This window comes from Photobacterium sp. AWH4_225, assembly GCF_056158405.1.
Map to the genome: position 1 here is coordinate 3,211,407 of NZ_JBSWTF010000001.1, position 14,296 is coordinate 3,225,702.

Below are 14,296 nucleotides of genomic sequence, written 5' to 3' on the forward strand. Positions count from 1 at the left end.
CAGAAAAAAGGCCAGCATTGCTGGCCTTTAACAATCGTATTGTGATTACTTCTTGCGAAGTGATGGCGCGGCCTTGTCCAGCACACCATTCACAAACTTGTGGCTGTCTTCTGCACCGAAAGCTTTCGCCAATTCGATAGCTTCGTTGATCACCACTTTGAATGGTACGTCATCACGCTTCATCATCTCGTACATTGCAAGACGAAGTAGCGCCAGTTCCATCTGGTCTAGATCCTGAAGCGGACGCGACAGGTACGGACGCATTTTGCTGTCCAGCTCCTGATGGTTCAGAACAACACCTGTTAGTAGGTCACGGAAGTACGCGACATCGGTATGTGGTGCTGCTAGCGCCGGGGCTTCTGCCTGGTGCTCTTCTTCTTCAAAGTTGTCGCCAGAAAGGAAATGTTGCTCGATATCTGCAACGTTACCTTTGGTAATTTGCCAAGAATAGATTGCTTGTACAGCAAACTGACGTGCGTTACGACGTGCGGCTGGTTTCACACTAACCCCCATTAGGATTCAATTTGGGACAGGACATTAACCATTTCAAGCGCGCTTAGTGCAGCCTCTGCCCCTTTATTACCAGCCTTGGTACCGGCACGCTCAATGGCTTGTTCGATAGAATCTACAGTCAGAACACCGAATGCTACTGGAGTGTTGTACTCTAGAGCAATCTGAGCCAGACCTTTGTTACACTCACCGGCAACATAATCAAAATGTGGCGTACCGCCACGGATCACAGAGCCAAGCGCAACAATAGCATCATAACGATCGCTCTTAGCAACCTGCTGAGCAACAAGTGGTAGCTCGTATGCACCTGGGCAACGAACAACAGTGATGTTGTCATCACTAACTTGACCCTGACGTTTCAGAGCGTCTAGCGCGCCTTCTAGTAGGCTTTCGTTGATAAAGCTGTTGAAGCGTGCGATTACGATAGCAACTTTTGCGTTTGGTGCCGCGATGGCGCCTTCAATTACCTTCATGGGCCTTCCTGTGACTATGTCTTTTCCGGTATGAGAAACCGCGGGAGTCTATCACACTTTATGCGTTATACCAATTGGCATATTCAAGCGCTTTCCCGCCTCATACTGGCAATGTTTGGGATTGATTAAATGGAAATAGGTTTCGAGCAAAAGCGGGCACCGGGCCCGCTTTGATTATTCGCAAATGTATTCAACCGCTTCGAGGCCAAAGCCCGATAGCGAATGGTAGCGCTGAGTGCTTGATGACAGCAGACGCATCTTGGAAACACCAAGATCTGACAAGATCTGAGAGCCGACACCCACCTGACGCGACTGATCTTTCGGGTTCAGTTTCACACCCGGCTTGCCTTCTTCCTGCGCTGCCATGTTCTGAACCTTGGTGATGATAGAGTCCTGGCTTTCTGCCTTACTCAGTACTACCAGCACACCGCCTTCATCGGCAATGCGTTTCATCGCCGACGGCAGTGTCCACTGGGTTGCACCCGAGTGGAGAATATCTTTAAAGGTATCTTGCAGGTGAACACGAACCAAAGTCGGCTCGCCGTCAACAACCTCGCCTTTTTTCAGTGCGTAATGAACCTGGTTGTCGATGGTGTCACGGTAAGTGATCATCTCGAAATCACCGAACTCGGTTGGCAAAGTGCACTGCGCGACACGCTCAATGGTGGTTTCGTTGTTGTTGCGGTACTCAATCAAGTCCGCAACTGTACCCAGTTTCAGGCCATGCTGCTCAGCGAACACTTCAAGATCCGGACGACGCGCCATAGTGCCGTCTTCGTTAAGGATCTCGACAATAACACTCGATGGCTCAAGGCCTGCCAGACGAGCCACATCACAACCGGCTTCAGTGTGACCAGCACGGGCCAGAACTCCACCCTCTTGCGCCATCAATGGGAAAATATGGCCTGGCATCACGATATCAGCCGGTGAAGCATCAGGTGCTACCGCCGCCTGTACCGTCACAGCGCGGTCTGATGCAGAAATACCCGTCGTTACGCCTTCAGCCGCTTCAATCGACACGGTGAAGTTGGTGCTGAACTGCTCGGTGTTGTCCTGCACCATCAATGGCAGCTTAAGCTGCTGACAGCGAGATTTTGTCAGGGTCAGGCAGATCAAACCACGGCCATGACGGGCCATGAAGTTAATTGCCTCTGGGGTAACTTTTTCCGATGCAATGATCAGATCGCCTTCATTTTCACGGTCTTCGTCATCCATCAGGATAACCATTTTACCTAGGCGGATATCTTCGATGATTTCTTTTGCACTGCTTAGAGCCATATCGATACCTTAATTCTTGTTAATCTTCTGTCTGTTTATCGAAGGAACCCGCTGCGAGCCAGCAAATCCATAGAAACTTCTGACTTCGGCTCTGCCGCCTTCTCGCCCATCATCAAACGCTCGAGATAGCGGGCAATCACATCAACTTCCAAGTTAATCTTACGGCCAGCGGTAAATGCTTCCATCGTCGTTTCCGATGCAGTGTGAGGCACGATGGTCAGTTTGAACTCATCGCCGCGAATCGCATTGACCGTCAAGCTGATGCCATCAACGGCCACCGAGCCTTTTTCAGAAATATACTTCGCCAAATGGGCCGGAGCTTTCAACCAGAACTCAATCGCACGACCAGTATGGGAGCGCTCAATCACCTCAGCCACATCATCGACATGGCCAGAGACCATGTGCCCACCGAAACGGGTCGTTGGCAGCATCGCTTTTTCAAGGTTTACCTTCTGTCCCGCCCGGTAATTGACAAATGCGGTACGCTTAAGGGTCTCCAGCGACAAGTCAGCCACATAACCTGAACCTGTCAGCTCTACCACAGTCAAGCACACACCGTTGGTTGCAATACTGTCACCCAATTTTACATCGGATAGGTCCAGCTTGCCGGAGTCCACCGTCACAGAAATGTCTTTGCCTTTTGGTGTCAGGGCAGTAATTGTACCCACGGCTTCAATAATGCCAGTAAACATGTCAAACCTTATTCTTTGTCTGCATTGAGTAAATCAGCTTGGATGTGATTCTGGATACGGGAGGTGATACGAATATCTCCCCCCACCATTCGTACATCCAAGATGCTCAGTTCGGGAACCTGTGTCATCGACACCAGTCCATTAAGATCCATCAGTCCGCGGCTATCGCTGCCCATTAACTTGGGCGCTTGATAGAGGATCAGCTCATCGACCAGCCCAGCTTGCAGCAAACCACCTGCTAGGCCAGCGCCGGCTTCCACCCAAATGTGGTTGATATTGTGCTTTGCCAATTCAACCATAAGCGCTTGGAGATCGATCCCCTCGCCTTCGGGCATAACCAGTTGCTCTACATCCTGCGGCCATGCCAGCGTGTCAGCTTGTTTTCTTGCCAGGATTGTTTTGCCCGGCAGGCTGACCAAACGATGCTGCGGGGTGACTCGGTTTTTACTGTCAATGACTACCCTAACTGGCTGGCGAAGTTCAGTTTCCGGGTAGCCTTGCTGCACTTCATCGCCCAGCTCCTGCCAACGGACGTTCAACGACGGATCATCAGCCAACACAGTTGCACTGGTCGACAAGATGGCGCCGGCTTTGGCGCGGTAGCGTTGGACATCCGCCCTTGCTGCAGGGCCGGTGATCCACTTGCTTTCACCATTGGCCAGCGCGGTACGACCGTCAAGGCTGGCTGCCAACTTGAGCTGGACATACGGAAGGCCGCTCTTCATCACTTTGATAAAGCCCGGGTTCAACGCCTCGGCATCTTGCTCCAACAAGCCTGTTTGTACTTCAATGCCGGCTTGCTCGAGCATAGCAATACCACGTCCGGCTACCTTCGGGTTAGGATCAACCATAGCGCAGACCACGCGCTTCACACCGGCTTTGACCAACGCTTCGGCACAGGGTGGCGTTCGGCCGTAATGAGAGCAAGGCTCCAGCGTGACATACGCGGTGGCACCTTTCGCATTATCACCAGCAGCACGAAGTGCAAAGACCTCTGCATGGGGCTCTCCGGCACGATAATGATAGCCTTCCCCGACAATTTCATCGTCGCGGGCGATCACACAGCCGACATTGGGGTTAGGAGTAGTCGTGAACTGACCGTTCTTCGCCAACTTGATTGCGCGCAGCATCATGGCGTGGTCGATAGATGAGAACATGAGACTTCAGTATCGGTTAGAAAGCCGGCACATCACGTCCGGCATCAATTATTTTTCCAGTTTAGCGATTTCTTCACCAAACTCACGAATGTCTTCAAAACTGCGGTAAACAGAAGCAAAGCGGATGTACGCAACTTTATCCAGCTCTTTCAATGCTTCCATGACCAAGTTACCAATCATTTCCGATGGCACTTCTCGCTCACCGGTCGCACGCAAGCGCGACTTGATGGTATTGATCGCACGTTCGATATCATCAGCACTGACAGGACGTTTTTCCAACGCTCGCTGGATCCCACCACGCAGTTTGTCTTCATTGAACGGGTCACGGTTACCATTAGTTTTGATCACCCGTGGCATCACCAACTCAGCGGTTTCAAACGTCGTATAACGTTCGCTACAGGCTAAACACTGGCGACGGCGACGAACCTGATGGCCATCGGCCACCAGACGGGAATCTATTACTTTGGTGTCATTGGCACCACAAAAAGGACAATGCATCTTGCCTCCTCAACTTCGTCGCTCCAGTGTAACTCATTTCATTAATGGGGGGAGACTATTACCATAAAAATTCTGCCGAAAATGGCGCGAAACCGCCATAAAAAAAGGGCCTGCAAGCTGCAGGCCCTTTTTTGTTCCAAAACTGTCACCCTGAAGGGTCAGTGCTTACGCGTATACCGGTAGACGCTTACAGATTTCCAGCACCTTTGCCTTGGTCGCTTCAATCACTTCTGGGTTGTCGATGTTGTCCATCACATCACACATCCAGTTTGCAAGCTGCTTGGCATCTTCAACCGTAAAGCCACGACGGGTAATCGCAGGTGTACCGACACGGATACCTGAAGTCACAAACGGGCTGCGCGGGTCATTCGGCACACTGTTCTTGTTAACCGTAATGTTCGCTGCACCCAGTGCCGCATCCGCTTCTTTACCTGTGATACCTTTGTCGATCAGATCAACCAGGAACAGGTGGTTTTCGGTGCTGCCCGATACGATCTTGTAACCGCGCTCAAGGAACTCACCGACCATTGCTTTGGCATTCTCAACCACGCGTGCCTGGTAGTCTTTGAACTCAGGCTCCATCGCTTCTTTGAATGCAACCGCTTTAGCTGCGATAACGTGCATCAGAGGACCACCCTGGCCACCAGGGAATACTGCTGAGTTCAGTTTCTTGTAAAGATCTTCGCCACCATTAGACAGCACTAGGCCGCCACGAGGGCCCGCAAGCGTCTTGTGCGTTGTGGTTGTAACCACGTGAGCATGTGGAACTGGGTTCGGGTACACGCCTGCTGCAATCAGACCGGCAACGTGCGCCATATCAACGAAGAAGTACGCACCGACTTTGTCTGCGATTTCACGCATGCGCTTCCAATCAACGATCTGAGAGTAGGCAGAGAAACCGCCGATGATCATTTTTGGCTTGTGCTCAAGCGCCAGCGCTTCAACTTCGGCGTAGTCAATCTGACCCGCTTCATCAATACCGTAAGGGATGATGTTGTATAGCTTGCCCGAGAAGTTAACTGGAGAGCCGTGAGTCAAGTGGCCACCGTGTGCCAAGCTCATACCCAGAACGGTATCGCCTGCATTTAGAAGTGCCATGTACACTGCGTTGTTGGCTTGAGAGCCAGAGTGAGGCTGAACGTTGGCGTACTCGGCACCAAATAGCTCACAAGCACGGTCGATAGCCAGCTGCTCGGCTTTATCCACGTACTCACAACCGCCGTAGTAGCGCTTGCCCGGGTAACCTTCAGCATACTTGTTGGTTAGCTGGGAGCCCTGAGCTTCCATCACGCGAGGGCTGGTGTAGTTCTCAGAAGCAATCAACTCGATGTGCTCTTCCTGACGCGCCGTTTCTTCCTGAATCGCTGTAAATAGTTCAGCATCGTAATCGGCAATATTCATGTCGCGCTTTAGCATCTGTATCTCCTGACTCAGATTGTTTTAGTCCTTTTTGTCTCTGGTAGACCAGTCAATGGCCGTGCCGACAAAGAGGCGGTAAACACACAAAATTGGCAAAAAACGGAAAATCCGCAAAGCTAGGCGCCACGTGGACGCAAACGTTTTCGTCTCGCCTGTAGATAACGCAGTATTTTACAGAATTTGATCTAAATCAGATACCCCTAATGTGACTTTTTATTGGTATTTATTTCATTTTTGGTGTGAATTGTTTTCAAGTTGTTCACTCCCTCGTCATGGGCAACCAAAACTAAAATACCCACATTACAAGTAATGATTGAAATTAATTTTTTACGACAGCGTAATATAATTTGTACACTGACCATCAGACAGATTTCATGCCTGCTATCACGCTTGTCTCCAATGCCCTATATCATGGCGCCTCTATACATAAGGAGTGTTGTCTTGAGCGGTTATCATCATTCACTGAAAGAAAATATCATTGCTATTCTTACCGGTACTTTCATCGTTGCCCAAGGGGTTTTCTTTCTCCAGCAAGCTGATCTTCTCACCGGCGGTACCACTGGTCTGGCCCTGCTTGTCAGCCAATTTGTCGATCTGTCGTTTGGCCAGCTGTACTTTATGATGAACTGCCCGTTTTACCTGATGGCCTGGTTCCGTATGGGCAAGAGCTTTGCGATCACCAGTGTGATTTCCGGTGGCCTGGTATCTATTATTACCGACAACCTCCACCATGTGCTGGAGATCAGCCGCCTTGAACCGCTTTACTGCGCCCTGATCGGTGGCCTGCTGATGGGACTGGGTATGCTAATCCTATTCCGCCACAAAACTAGCCTCGGTGGTTTCAATGTTTTGGTGCTATTCCTACAGGAGAAAATGGGCTGGTCGGCAGGCAAGCTGCAGATGGGTATTGATATCACCATCCTATTCGCTTCTTTCTTCCTTGTTAGCCCGATGGTCCTACTATTCTCGGTTATCGGCGCCTTTATGCTGAACCTAGTGCTCGCAATGAACCACAAGCCAGGCCGCTACAGCGGTGAACTTAAGCCGCAGGCAGGATAAGAGTAGTTCTAGATCCTGGTTCCTAGATCCTAGGTTTTGACGCATAAAAAAGAGGTCGCATCCTGCGACCTCTTTTTTCGTGCCTATTTCCCGTTGGTATTGCAATGCTTAGTGATTATAAGCGGTAAGCATCCACATCAACTTTTCTTGCTCACGGATATAATCGCCCATGATTGCGGCAGTCCCCTCATCATCGGCTTGACCAGCAAGAGCTAGAATACTGCGCTGCATACCCAGCACGGTTTGGAAACCCTGCTGCAGGCCGCCGACACACTCATCACCGCTGTGGGCGTTGAGATGCTCTTTGATTTCGCTTACCTCTAGATATTCGCTAAAGCTGTGTGAAGGTGTCGCCCCAAGCGTCAGAACACGCTCAGCAAGCTCATCGATTTTCACCTGCAGATCGGTATAGATCTCTTCAAATTTCACATGCAACTCAAAGAACTCTTTACCCTTGATGTTCCAGTGGTAACCACGCGTATTCATGTAAAGCACTTGGTAGTTAGCCAGCAGCTTGTTGAGCTCAACGGCTAGCGCTTCAGATTTAACGCTATCCAGACCAATCATATTGTGTGTCGACATAATCATTTCCCCCTTGGTTTGCAACAATAATACGGGCGGGAATGACTGGGCTCCATTCGTATCGATTTATACATTCGATAGATAAAAACTATTGATTAGAGGCGATGGGCGATGGGCGATGGGCGATGGGCGATGGGCGATGGGCGATGGGCGATGGGCGATGGGCGATGGGCGATGGGCGATGGGCGATGGGCGATGGGCGATGGGCGATGGGCGATGGGCGATGGGCGATGGGCGATGGGCGACTCAGGATTGTGGAATAACTTTCCCCAGTCAAGCTCTTGCTCCTGCCCTTTGCTCTTCCAATGGCCGATAGCCACCTGCCAATGGCCAATTGAGATGAGGGCAAAAGGGATTTCGCTCAAGAACGCAGAGGGAGCGCAGAGTATTTCTCAGTAAATCAGCTCTGGCTAAGCTGTTTCATTCTCTGGCTAAGAGGAAGCGCGGAGTTTATAGGCATAAATGAGCACTTCCGATAACACCAGAGGATGAAACAACGACGACAGAGACGATTTTAGATAGCGTCTTCGTCTTCCTCACCAGTCCTGATCCGCACCACACGATCAACATCGAACATGAAGATCTTACCGTCACCGATCTTACCGGTTTGGGCGGTTTCGATGATGGTGTCGACGCACTGATCGGCTACTTCATCGGCAACGACGATTTCCAGTTTCACTTTCGGCAGGAAGTCGACCATGTACTCGGCACCACGGTATAGCTCGGTGTGACCTTTCTGGCGACCGAAGCCTTTGACTTCTGAGACTGTCATACCGGTGATACCGACATCGGCTAGCGCTTCGCGAACATCATCAAGCTTGAACGGCTTGATGATAGCTTCAATTTTTTTCATTCTCATCATCCTTTGCTGAGCAAGGTAGTGCTGGCAAACGCTTTTGGGGAAACTGCCAACAACCTGTTTAATTTAAGCTGAAGTATATCAAAAGCCTGGCGCTGAAAGATCAGCGTTTCAGTATTTTTCTACCGAGAATATGACATCACTGTCCATCATTTTCAGCAGTAACAGGACGGCAAAAAGCAGTACGCTACTGTTGAGGAAAAAAACGGCCATGCCTCTAAACTCGGGAGCGACCAACTGAGGGAGATATGGGATCAGGCTATAGTTGAAAAACATAGTGATCGCGGGAATAAAAAAGTAAAGCGGGATGAATCCCCAGCGGTTTCCGCGGCTGAGACCCAGTATCGCACCGATACCGGAAAGTAGGACCAAGATAGCGATATAACTTGGCACGATGCCGACCTGATTTAGACTGAAAATCAGGGCAAAGCTGTCGGCGTATCTTACCAGGCAAATCATTACTAGTACTGCAAGGCCCTTGGTGGCCAAACGCAGTCCACGACGTGTTACATCCATTATTGTCTCTCTTCCATGAGGTAATGACATTTAGAGCCCGCAAAAATAAGCGCATATTCTATGCGGGTATTTTAACCAGTACAACAATTATTCAATCAATTCTGCGTTTAATTTATCTCCTCTTCTTTAGACCTTGGTTTGGCAATAGGTTCCCTTCTGAGCTAGTAATGCACGGTAACCAAATCAACCAACCCTTCGAGGCTTCGGACCACCCGAGTCGATACCTTGGTTTCGAGTTTGTGCCGATTGAGCCATACCGCTTTGAACCCCAGCTCACTGGCTGCAGTGGCATCATTGAACGGATGGTTACCGATATACCAACATTCAGCGGCCGACTTGCCGGATTGCTTCAATGCATGCTGGAAAATTTTTGGATCTGGCTTTGCCGCCCCCACTTGCTCCGAGATCACCAGATACGAGAAGAACTCACGGATCCCTGTCGCTTTCAATTTCGCTTCTTGATGATAGGTAAAGCCATTGGTAATGATGGCAAGCGGAGCGACATTACGCAGCTTTTCCAGCGCCGGTTGAACATCCGGGAACAAACGCCAATATTGACGGTAACTACTGTAGTACTCTGCAATCAGCTCGTCCGCCAGATCTTCACTGAGCGGACGACGGAATAAGGCACTGATCCTGGCCCGGCGCAGCCCTTCGAAGTTGAGCGTTCCGGCCCGCCACTGCTGACGCTTTTCGTCAGTGATTGCCCGCCACATCACCTCGATACCGTCTGGGCAGTCAATAATTTCATCACGGTAACGCTTGGCGAAATCACGAATGGCATCTTGCTCCGCACCATCATGATCAAGCAGGGTATTGTCCAGATCGAAGAAAATCATCGCACCTCCAGTACCGGCTTTGGGCTTGTGCCCCATCGATTATTCACCAGATGGATAACTTCAGCTTAATCATAGTCTTGCACTTGTTGCTACTTTTATTTCCTAAAAATGATACAGATAATAAAAAACCGCTCACTGGGAGCGGTTTTTTTCATCAATATTAAGCAATTAGCTTATTAGCCGATATTCACGCGGGCATTGCGGAACATGCGCATCCATGGGCTGTTCTCACTCCAGTCATCTGGGTGCCAAGAGTTAGCCACGGTACGGAACACACGCTCAGGGTGAGGCATCATGATAGTCACACGACCATCTTGAGTTGTCAGACCGGTGATAGCGTTTGGCGAACCGTTCGGGTTGTTCGGGTACTGCTGGGTTGGGTTACCGTGGTTGTCCACGTAACGTACCGCAACCGTACCAGATGCTTCAATCGCAGCTAGGTGGTCGGCATCACGTACTTCGACGCGACCTTCACCGTGAGATACTGCGATTGGCATGCGAGAGCCTTCCATACCGTTGAAGAACACAGAATCAGACTTCTGTACTTCAACTAGGCTGAAGCGTGCTTCAAAGCGCTCAGATTCGTTACGAACGAAGCGCGGCCATAGGTCAGCACCCGGGATCAGCTCTTTCAGGTTAGATAGCATCTGACAGCCGTTACACACACCTAGCGAGAAGGTATTGTCACGGTTGAAGAAAGCTTGGAACTGCTCTCGAGCCTGACCATTGAACAGGATAGACTTCGCCCAACCTTCACCGGCACCCAGTACGTCACCGTAAGAGAAACCACCACAAGCTACTAGGCCATGGTACTCATCCAATACCGCTTGACCGGTTAGGATGTCGCTCATGTGAATGTCTGTTGCTTCGAAACCAGCGCGGTCAAAAGCTGCCGCCATCTCAACGTGTGAGTTAACGCCTTGCTCACGCAGGATAGCCATTTTCGGCTTAGCACCTTTAGCAATGTATGGTGCCGCTACGTCTTCGTTGATGTCGAAGCTTAGCTTGGTGTTAAGACCTGGGTCAGTATTATCTTTCTTCGCTTCAAACTCTTGGTCGGCACACGCTGGGTTGTCACGTAGACCTTGCATCTTATGCGTGGTTTCAGCCCAGATAGTACGAAGCTCAGTACGAGAGCGCTCAAGGACAACCGCATCGCCCGCAGTGATAACAACGCTGTCAGAAGCTTCTACGCTACCGATAACGTGTGAGCAAGCTTCTAGGCCATTTGCTGCCAGTACCGCTTTAACCGCTTCAAGATCGTCGTTCTTCACCTGAACAACCGCACCTAGCTCTTCGTTAAATAGCGCAGCAAGAACATCGTCACCTAGGCTAGCAACGTCTGCTTTCACGCCACAGTGACCGGCAAATGCCATCTCTGCTAGGGTAACGAACAGACCACCGTCACCTTTATCGTGGTAAGCCACCAGCTTGTCATCACGAACCAGGGTTTGCATCGCATCGAAGAAGCCTTTTAGCTGCTCCGCGTTGTCAACATCAGCCGGCTTATCACCTAGCTGCTTGTAAACCTGAGCCAGTGCCGTTGCACCCAGACGGTTCTTACCGTTACCTAGGTCAACAAGAAGCAGAGAGGTATCGCCTTTGTCGGTACGAAGCTGAGGAGTTACCGTCTTACGCACGTCTTCAACACGGCCGAACGCAGTGATGATCAATGAAAGCGGAGAAGTGACTTCTTTGTTTTCGCCGTTCTCTTCCCACTTGGTCTTCATCGACATGGAGTCTTTACCAACAGGGATAGTCAGGCCAAGTGCTGGACACAGCTCTTCACCCACTGCTTTAACGGCTTCGTAAAGACCTGCATCTTCACCTGGGTGACCCGCAGGAGACATCCAGTTAGCAGATAGCTTGATACGTTTGATATCACCGATGTCAGTACCGGCAATGTTAGTTAGGGACTCACCCACCGCAAGACGGGCTGATGCACCAAAGTCTAGTAGAGCAACTGGCGTGCGCTCACCCATAGACATGGCTTCACCATGGTAAGAGTCGTAGCTTGCTGCGGTTACCGCACAGTTAGCCACTGGCACCTGCCATGGACCAACCATCTGATCGCGCGCCACAAGACCTGTCACGGTACGGTCACCGATAGTGATCAGGAATGTCTTCTCTGCAACCGTTGGTAGGCGAAGAACACGATCAACCGCTTCATTGACTTCGATGCCGTCACGAATGATCGCCGGGCTTTCTACTTTCAGCGTCTTCGCATCACGGTGCATCTTAGGTGTTTTGCCAAGCAGAATATCCATTGGCATATCGATTGGCGTATTGTCGAAGTGTGAATCTTCCAGTTTCAGCTCACGCTTTTCTGTTGCTTCACCCACAACGGCGTACGGTGCACGCTCACGCTTACAGATCGCATCGAATGCCGCCATGTTCTCAGGCGCAACCGCCATCACGTAGCGCTCTTGGGATTCGTTACACCAGATCTCAAGTGGACTCATGCCCGGCTCATCGTTTGGCACATCACGTAGCTGGAAGATACCACCACGCTCACCATCGTCGACAAGCTCTGGCAGTGCATTAGAGATACCGCCTGCACCTACATCGTGGATAAAGGCAATTGGGTTAGCATCACCTAGCTGCCAGCAACGGTCGATCACTTCCTGACAGCGACGCTCCATCTCTGGGTTCTCACGCTGTACAGAAGCAAAATCCAGATCTTCTGCCGACTGGCCTGATGCCATAGAAGAAGCTGCACCGCCACCAAGGCCGATGTTCATCGCAGGACCACCCAGTACGATAAGCTTCGCACCAACAGGGATCTCTTTCTTCTGCACGTGCTCATCACGGATGTTACCCATACCACCCGCAATCATGATTGGCTTGTGGTAACCACGTACTTCTTCACCAGCGTGTGAAGTCACTTTTTCTTCGTAAGTACGGAAGTAACCAAGAAGGTTCGGACGACCAAATTCGTTGTTGAACGCCGCGCCACCCAGTGGGCCTTCTAGCATGATATCCAGGGCGTTAACAATACGGCCTGGCTTGCCGAAATCAGTTTCCCATGGCTGCTCGAAGCCAGGAATGCGCAGGTTAGACGTTGTGAAGCCAACAAGGCCAGCTTTTGGCTTACCGCCGATACCTGTTGCGCCTTCGTCACGGATTTCACCGCCTGAACCCGTTGAAGCACCCGGCCAAGGAGAAATTGCCGTTGGGTGGTTGTGCGTCTCAACCTTCATCAGGATGTGCGCATCTTCGTTGTGATAGTTGTACTGGCGAGTTTCTGGATCTGGGAAGAAACGGCCAACCTTCGAACCTGTCATTACCGCTGCGTTATCTTTGTAGGCAGACAGCACATGGTCAGGCGTGGTTTCAAAGGTGTTCTTGATCATCTTGAACAGGGATTTTTCCTGTTTCACGCCATCGATTGTCCAATCTGCGTTGAAAATCTTGTGGCGGCAGTGCTCTGAGTTCGCCTGGGCAAACATCATCAGCTCGATGTCAGTCGGGTTACGCTCTAGCTTGTTAACGAAGCTGTCTACTAGGTAGTCAATTTCATCTTCCGCCAGCGCAAGGCCTAGAGTAACGTTTGCTTCTTCAAGCGCCTTACGGCCGCCTGACAGTAGATCAACATCCGCAACAGGCGCAGGCTCTGCCACTTGGAACAGGGCAGCAGCTGAATCAAGATCAGTAAAGACGACTTCCATCATACGGTCGTGGATCAGACCTTTCAGCTCAACCACTTGCTGAGCCGACAGCTCAGTAGAAGTCTCGATGTAGTAAGCCGTACCGCGCTCAAGACGTTTAACTTGGGCCAAGGCACAGTTGTGGGCGATATCGGTAGACTTAGATGACCATGGGGAGATTGTACCCGGACGCGGGGTAACCAGTAGCAGTAGGCCTGATGGCTCATGCTCTGCAATCGTAGGGCCGTAAGTTAGCAAGCTTGCCAGCTTTTCTTGCTCTTCGGCACTCAATGGCGCAGACAAGTCTGCAAAGTGCATGAACTCAGCATAAATACCTGACACAGGCAGATCCAATTCGCGACAACGCTCAAGTAGCTTGTTTACGCGAAACTCAGACAGTGCGGGTGAACCACGCAAAATTTCCATGTGCTTACGTCTCTCGATTAGCAGTTTAATGAAGGTGATATTGGCCTAACCCCCGGCGTTTTACCGGGCTAATTACGTCAATGTCACCTCGCGTACCAGACCCTAGGTGAGGCGAAGTGCTCATGATGGGGCGTAGTATAAGGGAATTTTTTTTGTGACGTAACACCTGACGCAACCGTTTGCGTGTTTTTTTTTCAATCAGCACCAAAAACCAGTGAGATATTGCTCACACAGCCCTATCCAATCACACTTATTTACGATTTCAGGCTTAAGAAATGCGTCTTGCCACCGCAAACCCGTCGCCAAAGCGCTGGGATTATTTTGCGGTTCGGTCAAGCTTT

14 protein-coding genes are annotated in these 14,296 nt (G+C 50.6%); 2 read left to right on the forward strand and 12 right to left on the reverse strand.

Annotated elements, in window-relative coordinates; genetic code table 11:
- Positions 1-45: 45 nt before the first annotated feature.
- The 7 genes from nusB to glyA form a co-directional block, all read right to left on the reverse strand.
- On the reverse strand, positions 46-513 hold the full coding sequence (gene nusB / locus ACXAD4_RS14945; protein WP_107301465.1) for a transcription antitermination factor NusB: 468 nt from the start codon (positions 511-513) through the stop codon (positions 46-48).
- Complete coding sequence (gene ribH / locus ACXAD4_RS14950; protein WP_107301464.1) at positions 513-983, reverse strand: 6,7-dimethyl-8-ribityllumazine synthase; 471 nt, start codon at positions 981-983, stop codon at positions 513-515. Before ribH ends, nusB begins: the two co-directional genes overlap by 1 nt.
- Before the next feature lie 174 nt (positions 984-1,157).
- Positions 1,158-2,261 (reverse strand): bifunctional 3,4-dihydroxy-2-butanone-4-phosphate synthase/GTP cyclohydrolase II, encoded by a 1,104-nt coding sequence (ribBA, locus tag ACXAD4_RS14955; RefSeq protein WP_475242442.1) that lies wholly within the window; start codon positions 2,259-2,261, stop codon positions 1,158-1,160.
- Between the two features lie 35 nt (positions 2,262-2,296).
- Positions 2,297-2,953, reverse strand: a complete 657-nt coding sequence (locus tag ACXAD4_RS14960) for a riboflavin synthase (protein ID WP_107301462.1) — start codon at positions 2,951-2,953, stop codon at positions 2,297-2,299.
- 8 nt (positions 2,954-2,961) lie between these two features.
- Positions 2,962-4,110 carry a bifunctional diaminohydroxyphosphoribosylaminopyrimidine deaminase/5-amino-6-(5-phosphoribosylamino)uracil reductase RibD gene (gene ribD, locus ACXAD4_RS14965; protein ID WP_475242444.1) on the reverse strand — a complete coding sequence of 383 codons (1,149 nt, stop codon included), beginning with the start codon at positions 4,108-4,110 and terminating at the stop codon, positions 2,962-2,964.
- A 48-nt stretch (positions 4,111-4,158) separates the two neighbouring features.
- The gene (gene nrdR / locus ACXAD4_RS14970) at positions 4,159-4,608 is read right to left on the reverse strand and encodes a transcriptional regulator NrdR (RefSeq protein WP_039460556.1); all 450 of its coding nucleotides are present in this window, start codon (positions 4,606-4,608) and stop codon (positions 4,159-4,161) included.
- Between the two features lie 165 nt (positions 4,609-4,773).
- Complete coding sequence (gene glyA / locus ACXAD4_RS14975) at positions 4,774-6,024, reverse strand: serine hydroxymethyltransferase (RefSeq protein WP_475242446.1); 1,251 nt, start codon at positions 6,022-6,024, stop codon at positions 4,774-4,776.
- Positions 6,025-6,438: 414 nt separating this feature from the next.
- Here glyA and ACXAD4_RS14980 point away from each other — a divergent pair, with 414 nt between their 5' ends.
- Positions 6,439-7,086 carry a YitT family protein gene (locus ACXAD4_RS14980; protein ID WP_475242448.1) on the forward strand — a complete coding sequence of 216 codons (648 nt, stop codon included), beginning with the start codon at positions 6,439-6,441 and terminating at the stop codon, positions 7,084-7,086.
- Positions 7,087-7,194: 108 nt separating this feature from the next.
- On the opposite strand, the gene ACXAD4_RS14985 is transcribed toward ACXAD4_RS14980, so the two are convergent.
- Positions 7,195-7,668 carry a Dps family protein gene (locus ACXAD4_RS14985; RefSeq protein WP_475242450.1) on the reverse strand — a complete coding sequence of 158 codons (474 nt, stop codon included), beginning with the start codon at positions 7,666-7,668 and terminating at the stop codon, positions 7,195-7,197.
- Between the two features lie 125 nt (positions 7,669-7,793).
- Here ACXAD4_RS14985 and ACXAD4_RS14990 point away from each other — a divergent pair, with 125 nt between their 5' ends.
- Positions 7,794-7,931 (forward strand): hypothetical protein, encoded by a 138-nt coding sequence (locus ACXAD4_RS14990; RefSeq protein WP_475242452.1) that lies wholly within the window; start codon positions 7,794-7,796, stop codon positions 7,929-7,931.
- 251 nt (positions 7,932-8,182) lie between these two features.
- Here the strand turns inward: ACXAD4_RS14990 and glnB are convergent, their stop codons facing one another.
- From glnB to purL, 4 genes are all read right to left on the reverse strand, one after another.
- Positions 8,183-8,521, reverse strand: a complete 339-nt coding sequence (gene glnB, locus ACXAD4_RS14995; RefSeq protein ID WP_107301208.1) for a nitrogen regulatory protein P-II — start codon at positions 8,519-8,521, stop codon at positions 8,183-8,185.
- Positions 8,522-8,638: 117 nt separating this feature from the next.
- Positions 8,639-9,043, reverse strand: a complete 405-nt coding sequence (locus tag ACXAD4_RS15000; RefSeq protein WP_475242454.1) for a hypothetical protein — start codon at positions 9,041-9,043, stop codon at positions 8,639-8,641.
- Between the two features lie 161 nt (positions 9,044-9,204).
- Positions 9,205-9,918: an HAD family hydrolase gene (locus ACXAD4_RS15005; RefSeq protein ID WP_475242455.1), complete on the reverse strand. Its 714-nt coding sequence runs from the start codon at positions 9,916-9,918 to the stop codon at positions 9,205-9,207.
- A 140-nt stretch (positions 9,919-10,058) separates the two neighbouring features.
- On the reverse strand, positions 10,059-13,955 hold the full coding sequence (gene purL / locus ACXAD4_RS15010; protein WP_475242456.1) for a phosphoribosylformylglycinamidine synthase: 3,897 nt from the start codon (positions 13,953-13,955) through the stop codon (positions 10,059-10,061).
- Between the last annotated feature and the right edge of the window lie 341 nt (positions 13,956-14,296).

What these genes read in the sequence shown, in the direction of transcription:
- purL (WP_475242456.1), bottom strand. Translation starts at nt 13,955, where the DNA reads ATGGAAATTTTGCGTGGTTCACCCGCACTGTCTGAGTTTCGCGTAAAC.
- ACXAD4_RS14960 (WP_107301462.1), bottom strand. Translation starts at nt 2,953, where the DNA reads ATGTTTACTGGCATTATTGAAGCCGTGGGTACAATTACTGCCCTGACA.
- ACXAD4_RS14985 (WP_475242450.1), bottom strand. Translation starts at nt 7,668, where the DNA reads ATGTCGACACACAATATGATTGGTCTGGATAGCGTTAAATCTGAAGCG.
- ACXAD4_RS15000 (WP_475242454.1), bottom strand. Translation starts at nt 9,043, where the DNA reads ATGGATGTAACACGTCGTGGACTGCGTTTGGCCACCAAGGGCCTTGCA.
- ribBA (WP_475242442.1), bottom strand. Translation starts at nt 2,261, where the DNA reads ATGGCTCTAAGCAGTGCAAAAGAAATCATCGAAGATATCCGCCTAGGT.
- ACXAD4_RS14980 (WP_475242448.1), top strand. Translation starts at nt 6,439, where the DNA reads ATGGCGCCTCTATACATAAGGAGTGTTGTCTTGAGCGGTTATCATCAT.
- glnB (WP_107301208.1), bottom strand. Translation starts at nt 8,521, where the DNA reads ATGAAAAAAATTGAAGCTATCATCAAGCCGTTCAAGCTTGATGATGTT.
- nrdR (WP_039460556.1), bottom strand. Translation starts at nt 4,608, where the DNA reads ATGCATTGTCCTTTTTGTGGTGCCAATGACACCAAAGTAATAGATTCC.
- ribD (WP_475242444.1), bottom strand. Translation starts at nt 4,110, where the DNA reads ATGTTCTCATCTATCGACCACGCCATGATGCTGCGCGCAATCAAGTTG.
- nusB (WP_107301465.1), bottom strand. Translation starts at nt 513, where the DNA reads ATGGGGGTTAGTGTGAAACCAGCCGCACGTCGTAACGCACGTCAGTTT.
- glyA (WP_475242446.1), bottom strand. Translation starts at nt 6,024, where the DNA reads ATGCTAAAGCGCGACATGAATATTGCCGATTACGATGCTGAACTATTT.
- ACXAD4_RS15005 (WP_475242455.1), bottom strand. Translation starts at nt 9,918, where the DNA reads ATGGGGCACAAGCCCAAAGCCGGTACTGGAGGTGCGATGATTTTCTTC.
- ribH (WP_107301464.1), bottom strand. Translation starts at nt 983, where the DNA reads ATGAAGGTAATTGAAGGCGCCATCGCGGCACCAAACGCAAAAGTTGCT.
- ACXAD4_RS14990 (WP_475242452.1), top strand. Translation starts at nt 7,794, where the DNA reads ATGGGCGATGGGCGATGGGCGATGGGCGATGGGCGATGGGCGATGGGC.